The organism is Sorangium sp. So ce124 (assembly GCF_051525235.1).
Classification (GTDB): Bacteria; Myxococcota_A; Polyangia; order Polyangiales; family Polyangiaceae; genus Sorangium; species Sorangium atrum.
In genome coordinates, this window is sequence record NZ_CP150312.1 from 13,898,171 (window position 1) to 13,918,586 (window position 20,416).

Below are 20,416 nucleotides of genomic sequence, written 5' to 3' on the forward strand. Positions count from 1 at the left end.
GCAGGGGGGTCACACGTGGCTGCTTTGCAGCTCTGGGTCGAGGGCGTCGCGCCGGAGCTTTCCGTGCGGCGCGCCGGCATCGGCGAGCAGGTCTCCGGGCTCTTTTCGCTCGCGATCGTCGCCTGCTCTCCGAGCCCGGATCTCGATGTCGACGCGATGATCCTCCGGCCGGCGGCGTTCATGCTGAGCGCCGGGTGGGGCTTTGCGAGCCGCGGAGGCCGGCGCCTCTACACGGGCCTTTGCGAGGCCGCCGAGCAGATCGGCGTCGAGCCTTCCGGGCTCAGCACCTACGCGGTCCGCCTCGTCCCTCGCCTCCACCTGCTCACGCTGCGCCGCGACTGCCGCATCTTCCAGCGCGCCGCGGTCCCGGAGATCCTCGAGCGCCTCCTCGACGAGTTCGCGGTCGTCCACGATTTCCGGATCGAGCGCTCCGCCTTCCCGCCGCTCGACTACAAGGTCCAGTACAACGAGACCAGCTACGGCTTTCTCTGCCGGCTGTGCGAGGAGGCCGGGCTCACCTTCACCTTCGAGGCCGACGATCACCGCGGCTCGGTGCTCGTGCTGCACGACGCGCCTTGCGCGGCGCCGCCGCGGCCCGGCCCTCCGCTTTCGTACCTGAACGAGCCGGGCGACGCGCCGGGCGTGGAGTTCGTCACGCGCGTCGCGATCTCGCGCGAGGCGCGCACCGCGGCGGTCGCGACACGCGATCTGGACTTCCGCAACCCCGCGTTCCTGCTCGCCGGGCGCGCCGAAGATTCGGGTCCGGCGCACCTCCGGATCGAGCACTTCCACTTCGAGCCCGGGGCGTACCGCGTCGTCACCGGCGCGCCGAGCGCGACGCCCATCGCCGATCGGCACGGCCATGCCCTCCACGACCCCGCGGTGGGCGCGCGGATCGCGGAGCAGCGGCTGCGCGGCGAGCAGGCGAGCGGGGCGCGTGTCGCGTTCGAGACGAGCGCGCTGGATCTCGCCCCCGGGGCGATCGTCTCGATCGCGGATCACCCGCACCCGCAGATCGCTGAGCGCCGTCGGCTGCTCGTGACCCGCGTCGCGCTGGACGCCGAGATCGATCAGCCGTGGCGCCCGCGGGTGGAGGCCACCCCGGCCGATCGGCCGTACTACCCGCCGCGCGTGACGCCGCGACCCGTAATCCCGGGCCTCCAGTGCGCCGTGGTCACGGGGCCGCCGGGGCGTGCGATCTTCACGGACGAGTACGGCCGGGTGCGCGTTCGCTTCCCCTGGGATCGCGAGGGCACGAGCGACGAGCAGAGCTCGTGCTGGATCCGCGTCAGCCAGGGCTGGGCCGGCGCGGGCTTCGGCCTGTGGACGGTGCCGCGCGTCGGGCAGGAGGTACTGGTCGGCTTCCTGGAGGGCAACCCGGACGAGCCGATCATCGTCGGGCGCGCGCCGAACGCGCTCACGCCGCCGCCGTACGCGCTGCCGCAGCACGCGACGCGCGCAATCTGGCGCAGCCAGAGCACACCCGACGCGGACGGTTTCAACGAGATCAGCTTCGAGGATCAACGCGGGCAGGAGCGGTTCTACGAGCGCGCGGAGCGCGACAAGGAGAGCCTCGTCCGCAACGACGAGCGGCTCACGGTGGGCCGCCACCGATCGCGGCTCGTGCGGGGCGAGGAGGACATCGCGCTCGGCGGCAGCCGCCGCGAGGAGATCGGCGGCAGCCTGCACCGGACGGTCCACGACGAGGAGCGGGCCGAGATCCGCGGCTCGCTCTCGGCCACGGTGGGCGGCGATCGCCAGGAGGAGATCGGAGGGCGCTACGCGGTCGAGGTGGGCGGCGCCGTCCACGTGGCGGCCGGCGGGCCCATCGTGTTGGAGGCGCCGGACATCACGCTCAAGGCGCCCGGCGGGTTCGTCCGGGTCACCGCCGGCGGCGTAGTGATCGATGGCGGCGCGGTGCTGATCCAGAAGGGCGGCGGGCCCGGAGCGGGGGCGGGGAGCGCCCCGGCGCCGCCCGAGCGGCCCGGGATCGCGGGCGCAGCGGAGGCGGCGAAGGCGAAGCGGCACCTGCCGGTGCTCGCGTTCGGGCCGGTGGTGCCGATGAGCCCGGGCGTCGATGCCGAGCAGGCGGTCATCTGCGAGGCGATCTGCACCTGCAAGAACGTCCGCGCCGGCCGGACCGGGCGGGGCGGGATGCGGCCGTCCGACTGCGTGACGAAGCGGCTGAGGGCCTATGATAAGGCGCTCGGAGGGCAGAGCACGATCAAGGCGGAGGTGCCGTACGACATGAGCCAGAGGCCGCCCGCGCCGATCATGAGCAAGAGAGAGCCGTGGCGGCCGACCGAGAGCAAGCCGGGCGGCTCGAAGGTGCCGGACGTGGTGATCTTGAAGGATCCGACCAAGCCGCCGACGCAGGACAACCTCAAGAAGGTGGTCGAGATTAAGTTTCCGCCAGATGAGCTCGGGCCCGAGCAGAGGAACGAGTACGAGACAATCGCTGGCGAGGCACCATTCGAGGTGTGGACGCCCGCAACTTGCGGCTGTGACGATGCGAAGGAGGAGCAGGTACCGGCCCCCGATTCCGTGCAGGCCAAGGACATCGCCGAGGCCGCTTTGCTAATACTGGCAGTACTCGTTCTGGTCCTCGACGACGCTGTTGGCGGTGAAGCGGATGACATACTGATTCCGCCGATACTGACACGCCTCGCTCAAAGGCTGGCACCGCTTCTTGCGCCGCTCCTCGGCCCACCGACCGCGCCGATTCCATGAGCCAGAGAAATCCAATGAATGTTCTAGACGAAGACGAACAAGATCTATCAAGCCTTCTGTGCATACGAGGAAACAATGGGCGTGCCGCGCTGAAGGTAGGACTGCTTGCCACCATGTTCTTTGCGGAACCGTGGACCCGCATCATGCGGGAGGCCGTGGCGAACGTGGCAGAAGCCTACATAAAAATGGTTGGCGAGCACTTGCGGTGGACAATGCAGACGAAGACCGCACGCATCTATCCGCTCAGCGCAAACAGGGTGCCGTCTCCCGGAAAGTGGCTACCAAACCACGAGGACGGGCGTGCGTGGTCATTCGGCCTCCATGGGGGAGACAGCATGTACGACGCGAGCGAATTCCAGGTAAGCGGCTTCGGCTCAAACAACGTCACCAGAAATCTGGGCTTCATTCAGATACACTTGCCATTGCTATGGCTGGCCGAATACCCGGGAGCCTTCCAGGACTTCGTGGTCGAGGCGAGTAGAAGCCTCAGGCCACTTAGCGGCTACGGCGGAATTGGTGCCCTTGAAGCGTTGGACCTCGCCACGAGCGACCGCCATCAACCAGTCGTTCGACTGATTGCCGAAAGGTTCCCTGGGATTGAAGTAGAGAGCCGCACGGCGCACACGATTTGGCTCAAGGATGGGATCAAGGGTGTCAACTGGCTCACGATCCTCAGCGATCGTTGGGTCGAGGCGGCGGGCGGTCTCGACTATCTACGCATCCGACTGGATGACACCTTCGTCTTCTATCCTTACGATGGAGGGCTCGTAATCCAAGCGGGCCCCAAGCCACAGATCGGCGACGTCCAGGCGAACCGCTGGCCCAGGCACTATGCTAGGCTGGCGAAGGTACTAAAGAGAATCCAAATCACGAATCACCGCCCGTTTCACCTTGGAGGCCCTGGACGGATGGACAAGGCGGCCAGCATGGCCTGGCTCTTCCGCTTCGACGGGAAGTGAGGCATACAGAGCGGAGGGAGGAGGAAGTCCATCATGGGCACCGAGTACACCCAGTATTTTGCCATCCACGCGCCGTCGCTCCACGCGCTCCGGCGCGCGCTGGAGGCTCACCGCATCCGCTCCATCGTCTTCATGGAAGAGGTCGAGGGTTCGTCCTTCTTCTACGGCGAGAACCAGCCCATCAAGCCCACCTGGCAGGAGTACGAGGCGCTCCCGCCCGTCCGCCGCTGGGCCGCCGTGCTGACGGACGACGCGACCCTCGATCGCCTCGCCCCGATCTTCCCGCGGGTGCTTCGCATCGAGGTCGACACCGATCCGGAGCTCTGGAGCCTCGATCTCGCGCTGCACGGCAGGCAGATCCACTTCTTGTTCACCGACCCCCGCTTCCCCTACTTCCGGTTCCAGGGTGACGAGGAGCTCATTCGCGCGTCCACCTCGCCGACGGCCGCGCAGCTCGTCTTTCTCGAGGAGATGTTCGACGTGCCCCGCGACCAGCTCGCGCCGCACCTGCGCATAGGCGGCGCCGAGGGCTTCGCCGCCGCGACAGGCGTCCCCTACCACTACCCGCTCGCGCAGGCGCAGATCGACTGGACGACCTGCATCCCCGAGGACCGGAACGCCATCTTCCTCGACGACTTCATCGACTGACGCCCCGGACCAGGAGCGCCACCACCAAGCGCTGATCGCCGGAGCCGACCGGCGCTGCTCCGTCAGGAATGAAGATAAGGCGATGGAGGGCGGGGGCGCTCACGCCGCGAGGAGATCACGGGCGAGCTCGCCGACGCCGGCCTACTCGCATGCGATCGAGCAGTCTCCGCCGCAGTCGACGCCCGTTTCCTTGCCGTTCTTTGTGCCGTCGCGGCACGACGGTGCCTGGCACGTGCTGTTAAGGCACACATCGCTGGAGCAGTCGGCGTGGATGGCGCAGCGCGCCCCGTCGCCGCAGGGCTTCGCGTCCGGGCCGCCGCAGTCGACGCCCGATTCGGAGCCGTTCGCCCGGCCGTCGCGCGTTGTGGGGGCAGCGCACTTGCCTCCGGTGCACGCGCCAGACCCGCAATCCGCGTCCTCCACGCACTTCTGGCCGTTCTCGCACGGCGCGCAGGGGCCGCCGCAGTCGATGTCGGTCTCGTTGCTGCCTAGGCGGTTGTCGGCGCAACTCGAGGGAACGCATCTGTGGTTGCTGCACACCTCGGTCCCCGTCGTCGCGCAGTCGCCTTGATACATGCATTCTACGCACTTGCCGGCGATACAATATCCCCGGCCACCAGCGCAGCCGCTGCCATCTGGGCGCGCCTCGTGCGTCGGCCCCGCCTCCCAGCACTGATCAATAGTGCAATCGTTGCCGTCGTCTTCGATGTCTCCCAGATCCGGAATTACCTCGATCCCACCGCCGCTCAAGCAATATCGCCGCTCGCAATCGCCCAACTTCTGCGTCTTCGCGTCTCCACCTAGAGCTCGATAAGCGCACTTCCCGACTTCGCAGGAAGGCCAGATTTCGCAGACGCCCAGCTTCGCCGGGCAGTCGGAAGGAACGCGGCACTCGATCTCCATGTCCTCGCAGCCCTTCGCGCCCTCGCCACATTCCCAGCAGTAGCGGCATGCTCGCTTGCAATCGGGATTGTCCACTTCGCTAAAGTGGCAGCAGATGACCTGATCTGGGATCTGGCACTTGCACTGACTATCCTTGCAGATGGTACCTGGTATATTCTGGGCACCTTCGTAGCAATCATCCGTTCCGCCACAATCGCCGAATGTGTATGGCGACTCGCATGCGAACGCGGGCCAGAACCACACGGCCGCGACTACCGCGGACGCGATCTTACGTGGCGACATGTTACCTCCTGGGAGCGGAACAAGAATACCAGTCGTCTGTGTCACATACACGCACGTTGCCGGGGAGACGCGCGGCGCGGCTGGGAACCGTGTGTTGCGGCGAGCCCGGAGGCATCGGAGCCGCGGCCGGCGGAGCTTCCCGGGGCTGCGGCGCCGGCGCCGGCAACGCAGGGGGCGAAGCAGGCGCGGGCGGCACCTGCACCACGACGGGCGCGGGGCGGTGCAGCACGGCCAGGGCGACGACCGCGCCGAGCGCGAGCACCGCAAGCACGAGCGCCACGAAGGCGAGCGGGCCCGCAGCGGCGCGGGCCGCGGGGAGCTCGGGGCGCGGCGGCGGCGCGGGCCGCGGCGCGCTGATCTCTATCGATGCCGGTAGTGTGTCGCGCGTTTCGGGTGAGCGCGGCGTCGCGGGCCCGCGCTGCTCGTCGCCGCCCGGGTCCTCGCCGCGCAGCGTATCCCGGCCGGCCTGGATCGCACAGACCGCCGCTGCGGCGTCACGCAAGAGATCGAACAGCTCCTCGAGGGTAGCTCGCGCCGCTGGGTCTACCGCCATCCCCCGCGCCGACACCTCGCGCAGCTCGGGCGGGAGCGCCGAACAAGGGAGTAACCGATCGCGCACCGCCCTATCCACCATCGCGGCGATGCCGTACACATCGGCCTGCGGGCCAGTCGGATAGCCGAGCTCGACCACTTCGGGCGCGCATGCCCTTCGCTCGCTCGCATCCAACGGCACGCGGAAGAGCGACAGAAGGCCCAGGCGTGCGATCTGGAGCTCCCCTGCGTCGCTCAGGCTGAGCGCCGCAAGCGAGATATCACCGTGATAGACGCCTTTTTCGTGAGCATCGGTCAGCGCCCCAGCTACGTTTAGCGCGCAGTCTAGGGCAGCTTTGATCCCTTCCCACCCATCAGGCAGGGCCACCGGCAGGCCCGCGCGTTCGGTCACAACCCATGGCGTGAAATCGGTCACGCCGCCGTCGAGAATGGCGGCCGCCGTCCACGGCAACGCCAGCACTCTGAGCTGCTCGAGCCGCCGCTCGAAATCCTGCTCTGCACCCGTGGGCGGCCCAATGTAAACGAAGCCGGACACATCTCCACGGGTGCACGCGTGTCCTCGGATGGGGCGCGGGGCATCAATCTGCACCCCTATCGAGTAGTCAGATAAAGCTACCACTGGCGCCCCACCGTCACGCTCGCGACCGATGGCTGGACATACCAGTAAATGCCAGTCCCTGCACCAAGTAGCGCAGCGCCGATGAACGCGCCGATGGCCACCGTTCGCAAAGTGAAAGATGACTCCGCCGTTTCGCGGACCTCGTCGCAGCCCGGCTGCGGGATGTCACAGCCGTTTGTCGGGTTGATTCGGAACGCTTGGCGCTTCGCGGCGACGCCCCGGTCCTCCGCCACGGCGAGCACGGTTCCCCCGGCCACGGCAGCCAGGCCGGCGCCGGCCAGGCCGGCGTAGATCGGCCACGTGGGGCCGCGTTGCGACGGCGGGGGGGCGGGGCGCGGCGGGGGGGCGGGCCGGTCCGGGGAGAGCTCGAGCGTCACGGTCTGGCGCTCGCCTGGCGCCACCTGCACGCGCGTCGAGGCCTTGCGCCCGGCACGCTCGATCTCTGCGATGTGGGAGCCCTGCTCGACCCACACCTCGCGCACGCCGGGATCGAGCTCCCGCCCGTCGACGCGCACCACCAAGTCGGCGGCTGCACGGATGCTCAGCCGGCCGAGCTGTGCCTCTACACGGCCGAGTTCGATCCGGTGCGCCTCGCGGGGGTCGAGACGCACGCAAATCTGCAGGAACTCACGGGCCGTGGTGAGCTCCCCCGTGCGCGACGCCAACTGCCCGACGTTGCAGGCGGCCTCAGGGCTGCGCTCGGCATCCCAGAGCCCACGCCAGAGCACGATAGCTTCGCCTAGGCGCCGCTCCTCGACGGCTCGGTTGGCGGCTGCGATCGTCCGATCTCGCGTGGTCGGCGCTCGCGGGGGCGCCGCGCACACGTCGCCCGACGCGAGGAGGACGGCCAGACACACACCGAGGGAACGCATGTTGGCGAGGCTACCGCAAGAAGACGAGAAAAACCACGGGGGCGATGGGAGTACCCATCCCCCGTGGCTTTGCCGGCCATCCCCGATCCTTCATTCGTACTTCGGGACTGAACGTTCGATTTCGAGGAAATTTCGCCGCGCCAAATGGAATGGCAAGCTGGATTGCAGAGAGGACGGCGTAGCGCCCAGGTCCTACGGGAGAGCCATCCTTATGAACTCCCCATGACATCCAACCACGCGCCCGCACAGAACCCGTCCACGCCACATCATTTCTGGCGCTACCTGCTCGACGGTGGCGCCCCGTCGCTGGCGATGCGCGCGAGGACCTCTGGGAAGAGGTGCAGGCCGCCGCCGCTCACGCGCTCGATCGCGCGGAGCGCCTCGAGCTTGTCGAGGTCCTTCTGGACCGTCTGCCGCACCACGCCGAGGTACGCGGCGATCTGCGAGGCGGTGGGCTTCTCCTCAAGGAAGATGTGGTTCGCGCCGCCCTGCTTGGTGCCGAATCGGCGAGCGTGATGGAGCAGGAACGCGGCGAGCCGTACGTGGGTCGTCGCCCCGAGCGAGCCGAGCCGGAGCTGGGTCTCGACCATGCGCCGGTACTGCTCGTTCCCCCATGCGAAGTTGAGCTCGGCATCCGAGGCGAGCGCGGCTCGAAGGGCACGAGCCGGCAGTTGCACGAACGTGACCGGGCTGAGCGCGATTGCCGTCGTGCGGTACGTGACCTCATAGACGGCTTCGTCGCCGATGATCTCTCTGGCGCGGTACCACCCGATCGGCACCGTGCGCTCGGCGATCGTGGCGTCGAGCCGGACGGTGCCGCGGACGAGGAGCAGCGCGCAGGCCGCGGGGCTCCCCTCGGTATAGATCGGGTCGGGCCCCTCGGCCTGCGCCGCGCTTCCGGCGCTCGCGATCTGGATCAGCGTGTCGGGGCTCGCACGCTTGAGGACCGGCGAGCGCGCGAGCAGATCGACGCGGTCGCGCAGGGGGTCATCGGGGAGCGGCGGCACGCGCGTACCGTACACGACCGCGACCGGTGCGTGGAAGGCCCGATCTCGACTGTGGTCGTGCCTCCGATCGACACCGGGCGGGGGTCAGTGACTCGATTTACCTGCTCGAGGGCGGGCCTTCCTGGTCGGCGATGCGCTCGAGCACCTCGGAATGGAGGTACAGGCCACCGCTCACGCGCAGGATTCCGCCGAGCTCCTCCAACTTGTCGTAGTCCTTCTGCACCGTTTGCCTCACGACCCCAAGATACGCGGCGATCTGCGAGGCGGTCGGCCGATCGACCAACAAGAGCTTGTTCGTCTCGCGCTCCGTGCTGCCGAACCGGCGCGCATAATCCAGCAGGAAGCCCGCGAGACGAACATGCGTCTTCGCGGCGAGCGCGCCCAGCCGTAGCTGCGTCTCGACCAGGCGCTCGTGCTCCAGGTGGCCCCACGCGATCGCGAGCGCAGCATCGGACGCGAGCGCCGCGCGCAGGACGCCGGCCGGTAGCTGGACGAGCGACGTCGGGCAGAGCGGGACCGCCGTCGCGCGGTACATGGGCACATACGCAGCTTCCTCGGCGATGATCTCGCCCGCGCGATACCACCCGGTAGGCACGGTGCGCCCCCGGAGGGTGGCGTCGAGCCGGACGGCCCCTCGGACGAGCAACAGCACGTGGAGCGCGGGGCTCCCCTCGGAGTAGAGCGGATCGGGCCCCTCGGCCTGCGCGGTCGTGGTGGTGCTGGCGATCTGGGTCAACGTGTCCGCGCTCGCACGCCGGAGCACCGGCGAGCGCGCCAGCAGCTCGACACGGTTGCGGAGGGTCTCGTCGGCGAGCGGGGGCACGGGCGCATGGTACGCGAGCGCGCCCGCTGTCCGGAAGAGCGGAGGTTCAGTGTCGCTTTTACGACACTACGACAGACCCGCACCGGGCAGGGTGCGATCGGGCCGGAACTGTGACGTGGGCTCGTCCTCCTCGCCCGGCTCGCTCAGCACGGGGAGCTCGGTCAGCGCGGCGGCGCGCGCGGCGGCCTCACGATCATCGGCCGGCCTCCACTGCCTGCGCCGCTCGCCAGCGGGCGGGGCTGGACGAGCGGGCGGCGCGGCGACCACCTTCACCTCGGGCGCAGAGGCGGGACGACGCAACGGGCGCGGGCTCGGGCTGGGCCCCGGGACGTGAACGTAGCGGCCCGGCGCCGGTCCTTTCGGCTGCGGCGGCGGTGCCGGGACCGTGGGCGGCGGCGCGATCGGCGGGGTAGGCGGCTCGCACGGGGGCACCGTCGGCACGGGGGGCGGCGCCGGCGGCTCGACCGGGGTGGGCGTCGGCGGCTCGGCGCTGTCAGCGGGAGTGGGGACGCCGGGGAGCTCGGCCAGCTCGGCGAACGCGGAGCTACGACGCGAGATCGCCGCCGTGAGGGCGTCGCGCGTGCGAACCATGGTCGTCTCCGAGATCAGGCGATAGGCGCCATGGATGCGGGAGAGGGTGAGCCATGCGTTGACAGGGACGCCCGTAAAGTCTGCGAGGTGCCGCGCCATCCGTTCGTTGATGGCGCGACGCCCGTGAATGACGGCCGCGGCGGCACCGGGGGAGAGGCCAATCGCATAAGCAAATCTGGTCTGCCAATCGTCCTTCCCGCGGCAGATCAGCCGAAAGGCTTCCGCCGGAGACGGCACGGATCGACCGCGAAACTCGTCGATCTCGGCGACCATGGCATCGGCGGTCGCCACGAACAACCGAACGAGGCGCTGCATCTCGTCGATGTCCCAATTCTGAATCGCCCCGACAGCTTCTTTCGCCGCGCGCTCGCGCTCGACGGCGGCATCCCGCTCGCCTCTGGCTCTGCCGAGCTTTCGATTCGCCAGGGCGAGCTCCCCGACGAGACCGGCGATTGCGAGCACAGAGACAAACAAACCGAGAGCGAGCACACCGGCGTTGGCGCGGAACGTCTCATGTATCTGTGTCCATGTCATAGGCACCTCCGAACAAGGCGCGGCCCAGCCAGCCTTGGACGCACCGCGCGTCGACGTTGCCCCCCAAGTGAAGCGGTCCGGGACGCAGCCGAGCGAGCTGGACACCGCAGGGACATGGTGTCATATTTGCGAGACCATGAGGAGGCCAAAAATGGGAAATCGAGAGATGTTGCAAGGTCAGGTCCGCCTGCTCCCCGAGGTGCACCACGGGCGCGGTGGTGGACGCGGCGATGCGCGGCGCTTCCACGCGGCGAGGCTCGCAACAGACGCGGGTGAACGCCTGGCCAGGGATGGCCGGTCGGCGCTCTCGGCCTGGGTCGCGACGGCGCTCCTGCTCGGGGTGCTCCACGAACTCCTGGGAGCTGGTGCGGCGCGCCTTCGCGCGGTGTGGGCGCTCGATCTCCTGCCCTTACTTCGGCCTGAGCGGATCGAGCGGCTCGCCGGGTGGGCTCTCGACCGCGGGGGTAGCGGTGAGGCGATCGACCGCGGGCAGCCTGGTTCCGGCCGGCCATCCTGCCGAGGACCTCCGAGGCCGGCGAGGTGACGCCCGCAGACGTGCGCCCGGGCTCCGGCTCTTGCGGCGACGTGAGAGCATTTGAGCAGCGGCCTGCTTGCTTGTGCGCGCCGTCGGCCTCGCCACGCTGGACGTGAGGGCGCACGTGAGCGCCCCGGTCTGATTGCCGCACACGCCCTGCGCGATTTCGCCATCCACCGCAATGGCGCGCTCTTCCCTATCTGACGAAAATTGGCGTGCGGTTCTTAAATGACTGTCGCTTTTGTGACACCATGGGGCATGGCAACGAGAGATGAACGCTATCCTGGAATTGATGCGCTTCTTTCGGATCGCGCCCTCCAGCGCCTGGCGCGATGGCTTGTACGCCTAGGTGTTCCATCATCAGAAGTGCGTGACGTAGCGCAAGACGTCCTGGAGCAGCTGCTCAAGACATGGGGCAAGTACGACGCGAACATCGGACCGGTCGATCGATGGCAGAACCGAATCGCGGTCTTCACGGCGTTGCACTATCACGAGAAAGTCAAGGGCCGCCCCTGGGAGCGGCCAGGCGTCGAGCCAGATCCCGAGACGCCCGACGAGAGCCCGACGGCCCTTGAGCTCGTCGAGGACCTGTCGCAACGCCAGCACGCGCGCGCCCTCATGCACCAGATCTCGCCCGACCTGCGCGAGGTGCTCGCGCGGTACCTGGCTGGGATGCCGATGAAGGAGATCGCAACGCAGCTCTCCCTCCCGGTCTCGACCGCGTACAGGCGCCTGGCCCGCGCCTGCGAAGAGCTCGGGCACCTCTGGCGGATGGCCGAGGCATGCCCGACGGCCGGCCCCCGGCGTGGTTAGCCCGAGCGATGCCCCGCAGCCGACGGCACAGCCCCTGCCCGGGGCTTGTGACGCTGCGCATTGAGCGCCTGGGCCTGGCGCAGTACCGGATCATTAGGCTCGACGGCCTCGATCAGCCGCTCGAGGCGCGTCCGCCCACCGCGTGCGCCGCTCGGATCCTTCGCCGCGCGCTTCTCGATCAACTGAGTCAGCAGTTGCTCGGCGCGCTTCCACCTCGCCGCCGGTCCGGGGGCGTGCGCAACCTGCCGCACAAGGTTCCACGGCGCATCCAGGTCATCCATGAGCAGGCGGATCTCAGGACGCAGCCGTGCAATAGCGCGGACCGACGATCGCGTCGCTCGACTCGGGTGCAAGTGGTCCGTCGCGGTAGGGACTCCCCACCGTCGCCATGCTCGCCGACCCGGGCCGCCCCTACCGCGACCGCATAATCGAGCGCCTGAACGGTCGACGGGGTCGAGGGGGCGAGCGCTTGCGCCAGCTTGTGGGCATGTACGCTCGGACTCAGCGCCGCGGAAGCTGAGCCGGCTCCCGGGCTAGATCGACCATTGCTGCTGCCTCGACCCCAACGCCGGACGCCAGCGGTAGGCCGAGCAGCCGGCCGATCGCCTCGAAGACCACCCGGGCCGCCACCTCGTCGCCGACCGCGACGGCGCGGGTTAGCGCTTCGGCGAGCGAGGCGACCACGGCGGCCCGAGGCGACGGCTCAGCCGACCCGAGCTCCGCGAGCCCGGGGCTCGCCGCTTGGGCCCACCTTGGGCCCGCGCTTTCCGAGGGGATGCGATCCGTCGCCACGCCCCCCCGAAATCCCGGTGGATCCGACGGATCGCAACGGTTCGCCCCCGCGGAATTGTCCTGCCAGGGATCTGTCTCCCGAGCGAAGAGAGATTTTAACGCAAAGGCGCCAAGTCGCAAAGGCGCAAAGGCGCAAAGGCCAAAGGCGCAAAAATGCATGAATCTTCTTTGCGACTTTGCGACTTTGCGTTGAAATCTTTCTCCGGATCCCTGGTCGGAGCTGGGCCGGGCGGCGCGCGAGGACCTCGGGTTTCAGTCGCCGTTCTTGCGGAAGCATGGGGACTTCGCGCATAGCTGATACCGATGGGCGAGCGGCCTGAGATAGCTCACCCACGCCCCGGAGAGGGCGCCTCCACTCAACCGCCTGCGGAGACGAGCACGCTGTCGAGCCGCGTGCGCCCGAAGATACCGCCCGCGCGCACCTCGACGACCGCGAACGCGCGCGTTTCGTCCACGGGGACCACGTCGATCACCGGGCCTCTGGGGACCGGCACGAAGCGCATCGCTTCGATCGGAATGCTCGCGTCCCACGAAATCCGATGAGGCGGCTCCGTGGGGCTCCGAGGCGCGAGATCGTGCGGGCGAGGCGGGACGCGGAGGACGCCGATGCCGTCTCCACCCGCGGCGACGAAGAGGAGATCGCCGTGCAGCGCGATGGCATGGAAATCGTACGAGCGCTCGGCCGAACGCCGACCGCCCTCCAGGCGCCTCACGTGGAGCTCCGCCCATTGCTGAAGCGTCCGTAGATCGATGAAGGCGACGTGCGTCCACGGACCGACGCGGGAGGGCGAATGGGAGAGCAAGACGACGGTGTCGCTGGTCGAGGCGACGGAGACGACCCGCTCGAAGGAGCCATGGTCCATCAGGGTCAGGCTCTCGACGAGCCGCGGCTCGCGCGGGCTCGCCACGTCGACGAGCAGCATGAAGCGAGGGAGTACCCTGTCGTCGATGGCGACGAGGCGCGAGCCGTGCACGGCGAACCCGTCGATTCCCTTGCCAGCCGCGCACGCCTCGCGCGGCACCGCGATGGGGCGCCATTTCTGGGGCGCGCGGAGGTCCACCCAGCCGAGCATCCCTTTGCCCGCGTCGCCGCCCGTGAAGGCGACGTCGTCGATGACGAAGATCGCGTGGATGTCGGGATTGCCCTGGATGTTGACGACGTTCGCCGCGCGCTCACCCGAGAGCCCGCGGACCACCGTGAGCGCGCCGTGGTGTGCATACACCAGCCTGTCGGCCTCGATGTCGAGCCGGTGCACGGCGCGCACGGGCATGGGGATGGGACCGACCTCGACGACGGCCGCGGCGCCATCACGGTAGCTCGGCGCTTCGGCGCGCCGAAAGAGGATGCTTTGCTCGCCTCGCGGCAGGATCCAGGCCTTGCTCATGGTCGATGTGGCTCCTCGTCGATGCGCCGCGGCCGAGGTCGACCAGGGCTGAAGCGCGCAGCGTAGCGGGCGAGCGACACCAGCATCTTGCCCCGTCCGCGAGGTGACGCTCGTACCCGGCCGCGGCGTCGAGGATCCCGCTCGGTAACACGGAATGTCTGTATCGTGGCACGAGGGCACCGCCGGCACGCTCGGCGCGCGCAGTGAGCGCATGTTCCGGGCCGAGGTGGTATTATGCAGGGCGGCGGTGCAGCTCATGACAGTGCCCTCGGAGGACGGTGACGGCGCGGGCCGCGTGGCCGGCCTCGCGGGCGTCGTGCTGTGCGGCGGGCAGAGCCGCCGGATGGGGCGCCCCAAGGCATGGCTGCAGTTCGGGGGCGAGCCGCTGCTCCAGCGGGTGGTGCGGCGCCTCGGCGAGGCGGCCTGGCCGATCGTCGTGGTCGCGGCGCCGGGGCAGGAGCTGCCGCCGTTGCCGGAGGGGGTGCTGCTCGCGCGCGATCCGGTGGAGGGCCGCGGGCCGCTCCAGGGCATCGCGGCCGGGCTCGATGCTGTCGCGCCGCTCGCCGAGCGGGCCTACGTCGCCTCGACCGACTCGCCCTTCCTGCACCCCGCCTTCGTGCGGCGCCTCGCGGAGCTCCAGGCGGGCGGCCACGCCATCGCGGTGCCGCGGGCGGAGGGGCACCATCACCCGCTCGCCGCGGTGTACGCCTGCTCGGTGCGCGGCGAGGTGGCGGCCCTGCTCGCCGAGGGCAGGCTGCGGCTCTCCACCCTGTTCGAGCGGGCGCGCACCCTGGTCGCGGAGCCGGAGCTCCTGCTCTCGGATCCTCGGCTCAGCGCTGCGGATCCGGCGCTGCGATCGCTGCGCAACCTGAACACGCCCGAGGACTACGCGGCGGCGCTGCGCGAGCTCGACTGACCCGGCTATTCGCCGCGCGCCGCTGGCTTGCTCGCCGCCGCCGCGCCCCCGGGCTCGCCCCTCGCCATGAGGACCCGCTGCTCGCCGTGCCTGGGCAGGAACACCCGATCCGGCCCCAGCCCGCGCGCGGCCATGACGCGCCGGAGCTCACGGGGCGCCTCTCCGAACGTATCGGTGCTGTTGATGAAGGTGTCGAAATGGATGGCCATCATCCGCCGCGCCCCGAGGTCGAGGAAGGCCTGCACCGCCTCCGCCGGATCGACGTGCTTGCTCTCCATGAACTCGCGCGGCCCCACCGGCGCGATCGGCAAGAGGGCCAGATCGATCGAGGGGAATCGCGCGCGCGTCTTCACGAAGTCATCGCGGTCGTAGGCGGTATCGCCGCCGAAGTAGACCGTGATCCCATGGTACTCGACGACATAGCCCGTGAAGCTCTCCGTCATCCAGTCACGGTCCAGCCCGTAGCGATAGCCGGAGTGCCGCACCGGGACGGCCGTGATCTTCAGATCTCCCTGCCGCCATGTCGTCCAGGTCGGGACCTCGAACGACGCGAAGCTGTAGTTGGGCACGTAGACGAGCCCGCCCCGAGGGGCGAGCAGCGCGCGGATCTTCGGCTCGATCAGGGACAGCGAGCCGAGCGAGAGGTGGTCGAGGTGCATGTGCGAGATCAGCACGGCGTCGATGGGCGGCAGATCCTCCGGAGCGAACCCCGGCTCGACGAGCCGCTTCACCATGAGGCCCACCGTCGACGTGAAGACGGGATCGGTCAGGATCCATCGATCGTCGATCTGCACGAGCACGGTCGCGTGCCCGACCCAGAGCGCGGCGAGCCGCGCCTCGGGGCGGTACGGCGCGCGCACCTTGTCCGGCACGGGCAGCGGGCTCGCGAACAGCCTCGCCACGTTGCTCTCCAGGATGCGCGCGGGCACGCTGCACGACAGGCCCGCGAGCGCGAGGAGCGCCGCGGCGGGGAGGCGAGCTGGCGACGAGGAGGGGCGCGTGGCCATGCGCGGCGTCAGAAGTAGCGGATGCTGAGCGTGAACGTGGTCGATCGCAAGGCGGCGGTCGGCGTGGTCGCCACCTGCGCGCCCAGGGCGCCGAACAGGGTATAGACCCCCGCCTCGTACGAGGCCGCCACGTGCCCTCGAGCAAAGAGCGCGGATCCGCCGAGCGAGCAGGACAGGTAGTCGCCTCCATAGAGGAGCGGGAAGTAAGCGCGGACGCCGCTCCGGATCAGCCAGCGATCGGCGAACGCGCCCGGACGGGCGACGTACCCCGGCGAGCCGAAGAGCTCGATCGAGCCGGCGTGGCGCGTGAGCGGCTCCGCGATGAGGGTGCGCCACGGCGAGAGCTTGCGGTTGATCCCGAACGAGTAGAGCAGCGGCGTCACCTGCCACCGGAACCCGAAGCGCGCCTCGCCCGGCTCGAGCCACAGCTCGGGGCTCGGCACGAGCTGGACGAGGAGCCACGCCAGCGTGGGTCGGATGTCGGGCTCCGTGGCGGCGGCCGCCGGCGCCGCCCGCAGCGGCTCCTCGGGCGACGCGCCCGCGACGAGCGGCCAGAGCAGCCAGCCGAGGGCGGCGGCGCAAGCGGCCAGCGCGGAAGCGCGGCGTCGCGTGAGGGAGCGCGCACCGGTGCGTCGCGTGAGGGAGCGCGCTCCGGCCATGCCGCGGCTACGGCGCTGCGCCGTACACCCTTCCGAGCTGCTTGTAGAGGAACCGCGCCGCGTGCTCTCCATAGGGCGTCTGCGCCGCGTACACGTCGGGCGAGGCGATCGGCGCGTGCGCCGCCAGCGCGCCTGGCCGCCCGAGCCGGGCGAGATCGTCGCAGAGCGCCTCCATCGAGGCATACCGGTTCTCCGGCCGCTTGCGCAGGCACTTCGTGATCACCGCCTCTAGCGCGCGGGACGCCGGGCCCTCACCCAGGTTGGGCGGCGGGGGCGGCGTGACGAGCTGGTTGGCCAGCACCACGGCCTCGTCCATGGCGGGCGCCAGGGCGGGGGAGGAGCTCCGCGCGACGCTGAAGGGAAGCCTGCCGGTGAACATCCGGTACATGAGCATGCCGAAGCCGTAGACGTCCGTGCGCCCGTCGGGAGGGTCGCTGACGGTCTGCTCCGGCGCCATGTACTCCAGGGTGCCGACGGTGACGCCGGCCTGCGTGAGCCCCGAGTGCTCGTACAGCTTCGCGAACCCGAAATCGACGACCTTGGCCGCCCAGGCGTCGCCCTTCTCCCCGACGAGGAACACGTTGGCGGGCTTCACGTCGCGGTGGACGATCCCCGCGCGGTGGGCCGCGCCGAGCCCGGCCGCGGCCTGCAGGAGGAAGGGGACGCCGGCCTCCGGGGACAGCCGCTTCTCCCGCAGGAGCAGCGAGCTCAGCGACTCGCCGAAGAGGAACTCCAGCACGAGGTAAGGCGACCCTTCATGGAGGCCGATATCGAGGACCTCGACGATGTTCGGGTGAACGACCGTGGCCGCGGCCTTGGCCTCCAGGAGGAACCGCGCCTTCACCTTGGGCTCGCGGCGGAACCTCTGCTCCAGGAGCTTCAGCGCGACGGGCGCGCCGCTCTTCGTGTCCTCCGCCAGGAACACCTGCGCCATGGCGCCGCTGCCGATCAGGCCCCGCACCCGGTAGCGCTCGGCGACGATCGTGCCCACGTGCTCGGTGGGCTGGGACCGGATCCGCCGGATGTCGTGGCTCGCGACCAGCTTCTCTCCGTCGTGCGGGCAGAAGCGGTGGTCATCCGCGTACCGCCGATGGCAACGAGGGCACAGCATGAGGTCCCATTCCGGGCATAGCCCCTCCACGGCCCTCTTTGCAAGGCCCGTGTCCCCGCCGGTCGGCGCGGTCACGCTGGTTCGTCGGCTCGCTGGCTCGCTGGGTCGCTGGGTCGCTGGGCCAACATAGCGTCGTCACACGGCGCCGGCGTCGAGCTCGGCGAGCCTGCCGACGAGCGGGTCGTCGGCGCCGAGCTGCTCGAAGGCGACGGGGTCGCTCTTCTCGAGCGCCGCCAGCAGCTGCCCCAGCCCGCGCCGCGATCCGTAGTAGTTCGACAGCTCGTGGTCCTCGTCCGTGATGCACGCGCGCACCGCGCTGCGGGAGACCTCCGGGAGCCGCAGCGCCTTGAGTGCCATCGACCACAGGCCGTCGATGCGGTTCTGGTCTGCCGGGAACTCCAGCAGACCAGCCATGGTGAGCAGCATGGCGCAGCGCTGCCCTCGCGGCGTCGACAGCGCCTCCTCGCCCGCGAGGTGGCCGAGATCGAAGGCGCGGCGCATGGCGTCGGCCGCGCAGAGCAGGCGCTTCAGCTCCTTTGCCGCGTGGCTCAGGTGGCTGTGGAACATGACCTCGACCGAGAGGCCGCCGAGCGCCTCCTTGCTCTGCTGAAAGCGGGTGACGGCCGGGAGCCGCCCGAGATCCTGCTGCACGGCGTCGCCCGTGGGTACGTCGAGCGGCGGCTCGCGGTGGCTGAAGAAGCCCCCCGACTGGAAGGCATAGTAGAGCTCGCTCTGGCCCGCGAGCCCCGCCCAGATGTCCGAGTACTGCGCGACGCGATTGAGGCTGCCCGCCGCCCAGTCGAGGCCCGCCGCGCCGTCGCCGCCGATCTGCGACGCGCTCACCCCCGGGTCGCGCGGCGTCATCGAGGCCTCGATGTCCTCGGCGATGTCCGTGAGCTGGAAGTCGAGGAAGCCGTCGTAGTAATCCGCGCGCCCGTCCCGGTTCACGTCGGAGTAGCGGGCGACGACGAGCGGGTGCGAGGGCCCGACGAACTGCGAGAACCCGGGGACCCGCGCCTGCGGGTGGGGCCACTGCGCCTTCCGGAGGCGCGCGTCGAGCTCGGCGTGCGACGCGCGCTCGCTCATCCCGCGCAGCGCGGCGACGAAGCAGTCGACCCCCTCGGAGGAGGTGACCACCCCGTCCGATCCGGCCCTGAAATACGTCGAGTCCCACGAAGAGTAGATGTCCGCGTCGGGGAACATCTGGGAGACGGCAAAGCGCGTGGTGAGCCCCGCGCACTGCGAGTTCATCATCAGCTTGTACCCTTCCTGCTTCACCTGCACCGCGGCCGCGCGGAGGTCGAAGGCGCCGAGCTGGGCGTGCCGGTTGATGAGCAGCCCGATGAAGAACGCCATCCCCATCTCCAGGTTCTCGTCGCGCGGGGCGGCGGCGCGGGCGAAGACGCGGATGGGCTCGCCGGCCGGCGTCTTGAAGGGGGCCTCGAAGGCGCGGTAAGGGCTCCAGCCGTTCGGCGACGGGGGCGCCTCGGGCGGGAGGGCGATCTCCTTGAAGCCGTGGGTCGACACGAGGATGTTGCACTCGCCCTCGTGGAACTCCGACCCGCCGCACATCGCGAGGTTCCACGGTCCCGTGAGCTCGTCGTACGGCGGCGCCTCCCGGAGCAGCCCGCGGACGAGCGCCCGCGCTCGCTCCTGCTGGGCCGACGTGAGCCCCGGGGCGCGCAGCTGGAGCAGGTGGATCGCGTGCGCGCGCAGCGCCGGCCGGGCCGTCTCGTCGCCCGCCTCCCTGTCGATGAGCGCGAGGATCTCCTCGGCGGCGCGCTCCGCGACCGGCGCGAAGCCGCGGTCGTCCAGCGACGTCGCGATGAGGTGCGAGAGGATGGTCGTCGCCGCCGAGCGGAGGGTCGCAGCGGCGATCGGATCGCGCCTCGCCTCGTCGCCGCCCACGGCCGCGACATCGAGCGCCGCGCGCGCCTGATCCAGCAGCGCCGCGCCCCGGCGCGCCGAGAGCCGCTCCTTGCGCACAGGCTCCTCTGGGTGGAACGCGCTCGGCGGGAAGAGCTGCGTGAGCGTGCTCGTCCGGCGCGACGAGATCCACCGGGCCGCGGTGACGAGGGCATCGCGGGCGGCGGGCCCGTCGGGGCCGAGGGTCGGGCTCGCGCTGAACACCCCTGCGGGCAGGAGCCAGAGCGGCGCGGCGCCCTCGCGCCCCGCGTTCAGGTCGAGCGGCGCCGCCTGCGACGCCACGCCCGGATCAGGCACGACCTCGACGTTGGAGACGGCGACGGCGCGCAGCCGCCGGCGCACGGGCGAGTGGCCGGGAAACACGATGAGCACCGCCCTGCCCTCGCGCTCCCGGAGCGCCGCGAGGCTCTCCCCGGGGACCGGCGCCGAGAGCGAGATGGCATAAGCGCTGTCGCTCACCGCGTCCGCGAGCAGGTGAATGCCCGGCGCGGACTTTCGCTCTTCGAAGGCGGAGGACGCGGCTGGCCCGACGGCGTCCACGGTGCCAGGCAGGTCGACGAACCCTCGGGGCGAACGGATCCGGACGGTGACATCGCTGGGCATGAAGCTCTCCTGAGGTGAGAGAGCGTGGCCGCGTTCAAGATCCCGGCGCAACAGGAATCCGACCGGGCAGAACGCGGTCGTACCGCGTCACAACCGGATTTTGGCGAGCTCGACACTGGCTCGTTCAGGCGGCTCCCTCAAGGGCTCTC

Annotated in this window: 18 protein-coding genes; 5 read left to right on the top strand and 13 right to left on the bottom strand. The window is 69.9% G+C overall.

Annotated elements, in window-relative coordinates; translation table 11 throughout:
• Nucleotides 1-15 precede the first annotated feature (15 nt).
• Genes tssI through WMF19_RS52165 form a run of 3 tightly spaced genes read left to right on the top strand, consistent with a single transcriptional unit; the run spans nucleotide 16 to nucleotide 4,337 of the window.
• A complete protein-coding gene (gene tssI, locus WMF19_RS52155) occupies nucleotides 16-2,730 on the top strand; it encodes a type VI secretion system tip protein TssI/VgrG (RefSeq protein WP_437897162.1) in 2,715 nt (904 codons plus the stop codon).
• Nucleotides 2,727-3,689: a type VI immunity family protein gene (locus WMF19_RS52160; RefSeq protein WP_437897163.1), complete on the top strand. Its 963-nt coding sequence runs from the start codon at nucleotides 2,727-2,729 to the stop codon at nucleotides 3,687-3,689. Before tssI ends, WMF19_RS52160 begins: the two co-directional genes overlap by 4 nt.
• A gap of 33 nt (nucleotides 3,690-3,722) precedes the next feature.
• Nucleotides 3,723-4,337, top strand: a complete 615-nt coding sequence (locus tag WMF19_RS52165) for a hypothetical protein (RefSeq protein ID WP_437897164.1) — start codon at nucleotides 3,723-3,725, stop codon at nucleotides 4,335-4,337.
• Nucleotides 4,338-4,478: 141 nt separating this feature from the next.
• Here the strand turns inward: WMF19_RS52165 and WMF19_RS52170 are convergent, their stop codons facing one another.
• The 6 genes from WMF19_RS52170 to WMF19_RS52195 all read right to left on the bottom strand — a co-directional run bounded on the left by WMF19_RS52170 (nucleotide 4,479) and on the right by WMF19_RS52195 (nucleotide 10,625).
• Complete coding sequence (locus WMF19_RS52170; RefSeq protein WP_437897165.1) at nucleotides 4,479-4,913, bottom strand: hypothetical protein; 435 nt, start codon at nucleotides 4,911-4,913, stop codon at nucleotides 4,479-4,481.
• A 610-nt stretch (nucleotides 4,914-5,523) separates the two neighbouring features.
• Nucleotides 5,524-6,609 carry a hypothetical protein gene (locus WMF19_RS52175; RefSeq protein ID WP_437897166.1) on the bottom strand — a complete coding sequence of 362 codons (1,086 nt, stop codon included), beginning with the start codon at nucleotides 6,607-6,609 and terminating at the stop codon, nucleotides 5,524-5,526.
• Nucleotides 6,610-6,686: 77 nt separating this feature from the next.
• On the bottom strand, nucleotides 6,687-7,565 hold the full coding sequence (locus tag WMF19_RS52180) for a tetratricopeptide repeat protein (RefSeq protein ID WP_437897167.1): 879 nt from the start codon (nucleotides 7,563-7,565) through the stop codon (nucleotides 6,687-6,689).
• A 278-nt stretch (nucleotides 7,566-7,843) separates the two neighbouring features.
• Nucleotides 7,844-8,572, bottom strand: coding sequence for a Crp/Fnr family transcriptional regulator (locus WMF19_RS52185; protein ID WP_437897168.1), 729 nt, complete (start codon nucleotides 8,570-8,572; stop codon nucleotides 7,844-7,846).
• Nucleotides 8,573-8,669: 97 nt separating this feature from the next.
• On the bottom strand, nucleotides 8,670-9,395 hold the full coding sequence (locus WMF19_RS52190) for a Crp/Fnr family transcriptional regulator (protein ID WP_437897169.1): 726 nt from the start codon (nucleotides 9,393-9,395) through the stop codon (nucleotides 8,670-8,672).
• A gap of 66 nt (nucleotides 9,396-9,461) precedes the next feature.
• Complete coding sequence (locus WMF19_RS52195) at nucleotides 9,462-10,625, bottom strand: hypothetical protein (protein WP_437897170.1); 1,164 nt, start codon at nucleotides 10,623-10,625, stop codon at nucleotides 9,462-9,464.
• A 688-nt stretch (nucleotides 10,626-11,313) separates the two neighbouring features.
• Here WMF19_RS52195 and WMF19_RS52200 point away from each other — a divergent pair.
• Nucleotides 11,314-11,868 (top strand): RNA polymerase sigma factor, encoded by a 555-nt coding sequence (locus WMF19_RS52200; RefSeq protein WP_437897171.1) that lies wholly within the window; start codon nucleotides 11,314-11,316, stop codon nucleotides 11,866-11,868.
• On the opposite strand, the gene WMF19_RS52205 is transcribed toward WMF19_RS52200, so the two are convergent.
• From WMF19_RS52205 to WMF19_RS52215, 3 genes are all read right to left on the bottom strand, one after another.
• Nucleotides 11,865-12,149, bottom strand: a complete 285-nt coding sequence (locus WMF19_RS52205; RefSeq protein WP_437897172.1) for a hypothetical protein — start codon at nucleotides 12,147-12,149, stop codon at nucleotides 11,865-11,867. The genes WMF19_RS52200 and WMF19_RS52205 overlap by 4 nt on opposite strands.
• 220 nt (nucleotides 12,150-12,369) lie before the next feature.
• Nucleotides 12,370-12,552: a hypothetical protein gene (locus WMF19_RS52210; protein ID WP_437897173.1), complete on the bottom strand. Its 183-nt coding sequence runs from the start codon at nucleotides 12,550-12,552 to the stop codon at nucleotides 12,370-12,372.
• 464 nt (nucleotides 12,553-13,016) lie between these two features.
• Entirely contained in the window at nucleotides 13,017-14,045 is a 1,029-nt protein-coding gene (locus tag WMF19_RS52215; protein ID WP_437897174.1) for a hypothetical protein, read from the bottom strand.
• A 256-nt stretch (nucleotides 14,046-14,301) separates the two neighbouring features.
• Here WMF19_RS52215 and mobA point away from each other — a divergent pair, with 256 nt between their 5' ends.
• The gene (gene mobA / locus WMF19_RS52220; RefSeq protein WP_437897175.1) at nucleotides 14,302-14,961 is read left to right on the top strand and encodes a molybdenum cofactor guanylyltransferase; all 660 of its coding nucleotides are present in this window, start codon (nucleotides 14,302-14,304) and stop codon (nucleotides 14,959-14,961) included.
• Between the two features lie 5 nt (nucleotides 14,962-14,966).
• Here mobA and WMF19_RS52225 read toward each other — a convergent pair whose 3' ends face one another.
• From WMF19_RS52225 to WMF19_RS52240, 4 genes are all read right to left on the bottom strand, one after another.
• Nucleotides 14,967-15,968, bottom strand: coding sequence for an MBL fold metallo-hydrolase (locus WMF19_RS52225; RefSeq protein ID WP_437897176.1), 1,002 nt, complete (start codon nucleotides 15,966-15,968; stop codon nucleotides 14,967-14,969).
• 8 nt (nucleotides 15,969-15,976) lie between these two features.
• The gene (locus WMF19_RS52230) at nucleotides 15,977-16,627 is read right to left on the bottom strand and encodes a hypothetical protein (protein ID WP_437897177.1); all 651 of its coding nucleotides are present in this window, start codon (nucleotides 16,625-16,627) and stop codon (nucleotides 15,977-15,979) included.
• Nucleotides 16,628-16,634: 7 nt separating this feature from the next.
• On the bottom strand, nucleotides 16,635-17,738 hold the full coding sequence (locus WMF19_RS52235) for a serine/threonine-protein kinase (RefSeq protein WP_437897178.1): 1,104 nt from the start codon (nucleotides 17,736-17,738) through the stop codon (nucleotides 16,635-16,637).
• A gap of 135 nt (nucleotides 17,739-17,873) precedes the next feature.
• Entirely contained in the window at nucleotides 17,874-20,267 is a 2,394-nt protein-coding gene (locus tag WMF19_RS52240) for a hypothetical protein (RefSeq protein ID WP_437897179.1), read from the bottom strand.
• Between the last annotated feature and the right edge of the window lie 149 nt (nucleotides 20,268-20,416).

Coding starts and splice junctions, on each gene's coding strand:
- WMF19_RS52160 (WP_437897163.1), top strand. CDS start 2,727: ATGAGCCAGAGAAATCCAATGAATGTTCTAGACGAAGACGAACAAGAT.
- WMF19_RS52165 (WP_437897164.1), top strand. CDS start 3,723: ATGGGCACCGAGTACACCCAGTATTTTGCCATCCACGCGCCGTCGCTC.
- WMF19_RS52170 (WP_437897165.1), bottom strand. CDS start 4,913: ATGTATCAAGGCGACTGCGCGACGACGGGGACCGAGGTGTGCAGCAAC.
- WMF19_RS52180 (WP_437897167.1), bottom strand. CDS start 7,565: ATGCGTTCCCTCGGTGTGTGTCTGGCCGTCCTCCTCGCGTCGGGCGAC.
- WMF19_RS52200 (WP_437897171.1), top strand. CDS start 11,314: ATGGCAACGAGAGATGAACGCTATCCTGGAATTGATGCGCTTCTTTCG.
- WMF19_RS52205 (WP_437897172.1), bottom strand. CDS start 12,149: ATGGATGACCTGGATGCGCCGTGGAACCTTGTGCGGCAGGTTGCGCAC.
- WMF19_RS52215 (WP_437897174.1), bottom strand. CDS start 14,045: ATGAGCAAGGCCTGGATCCTGCCGCGAGGCGAGCAAAGCATCCTCTTT.
- mobA (WP_437897175.1), top strand. CDS start 14,302: ATGACAGTGCCCTCGGAGGACGGTGACGGCGCGGGCCGCGTGGCCGGC.
- WMF19_RS52225 (WP_437897176.1), bottom strand. CDS start 15,968: ATGGCCACGCGCCCCTCCTCGTCGCCAGCTCGCCTCCCCGCCGCGGCG.
- WMF19_RS52230 (WP_437897177.1), bottom strand. CDS start 16,627: ATGGCCGGAGCGCGCTCCCTCACGCGACGCACCGGTGCGCGCTCCCTC.
- WMF19_RS52235 (WP_437897178.1), bottom strand. CDS start 17,738: ATGCTGTGCCCTCGTTGCCATCGGCGGTACGCGGATGACCACCGCTTC.
- WMF19_RS52240 (WP_437897179.1), bottom strand. CDS start 20,267: ATGCCCAGCGATGTCACCGTCCGGATCCGTTCGCCCCGAGGGTTCGTC.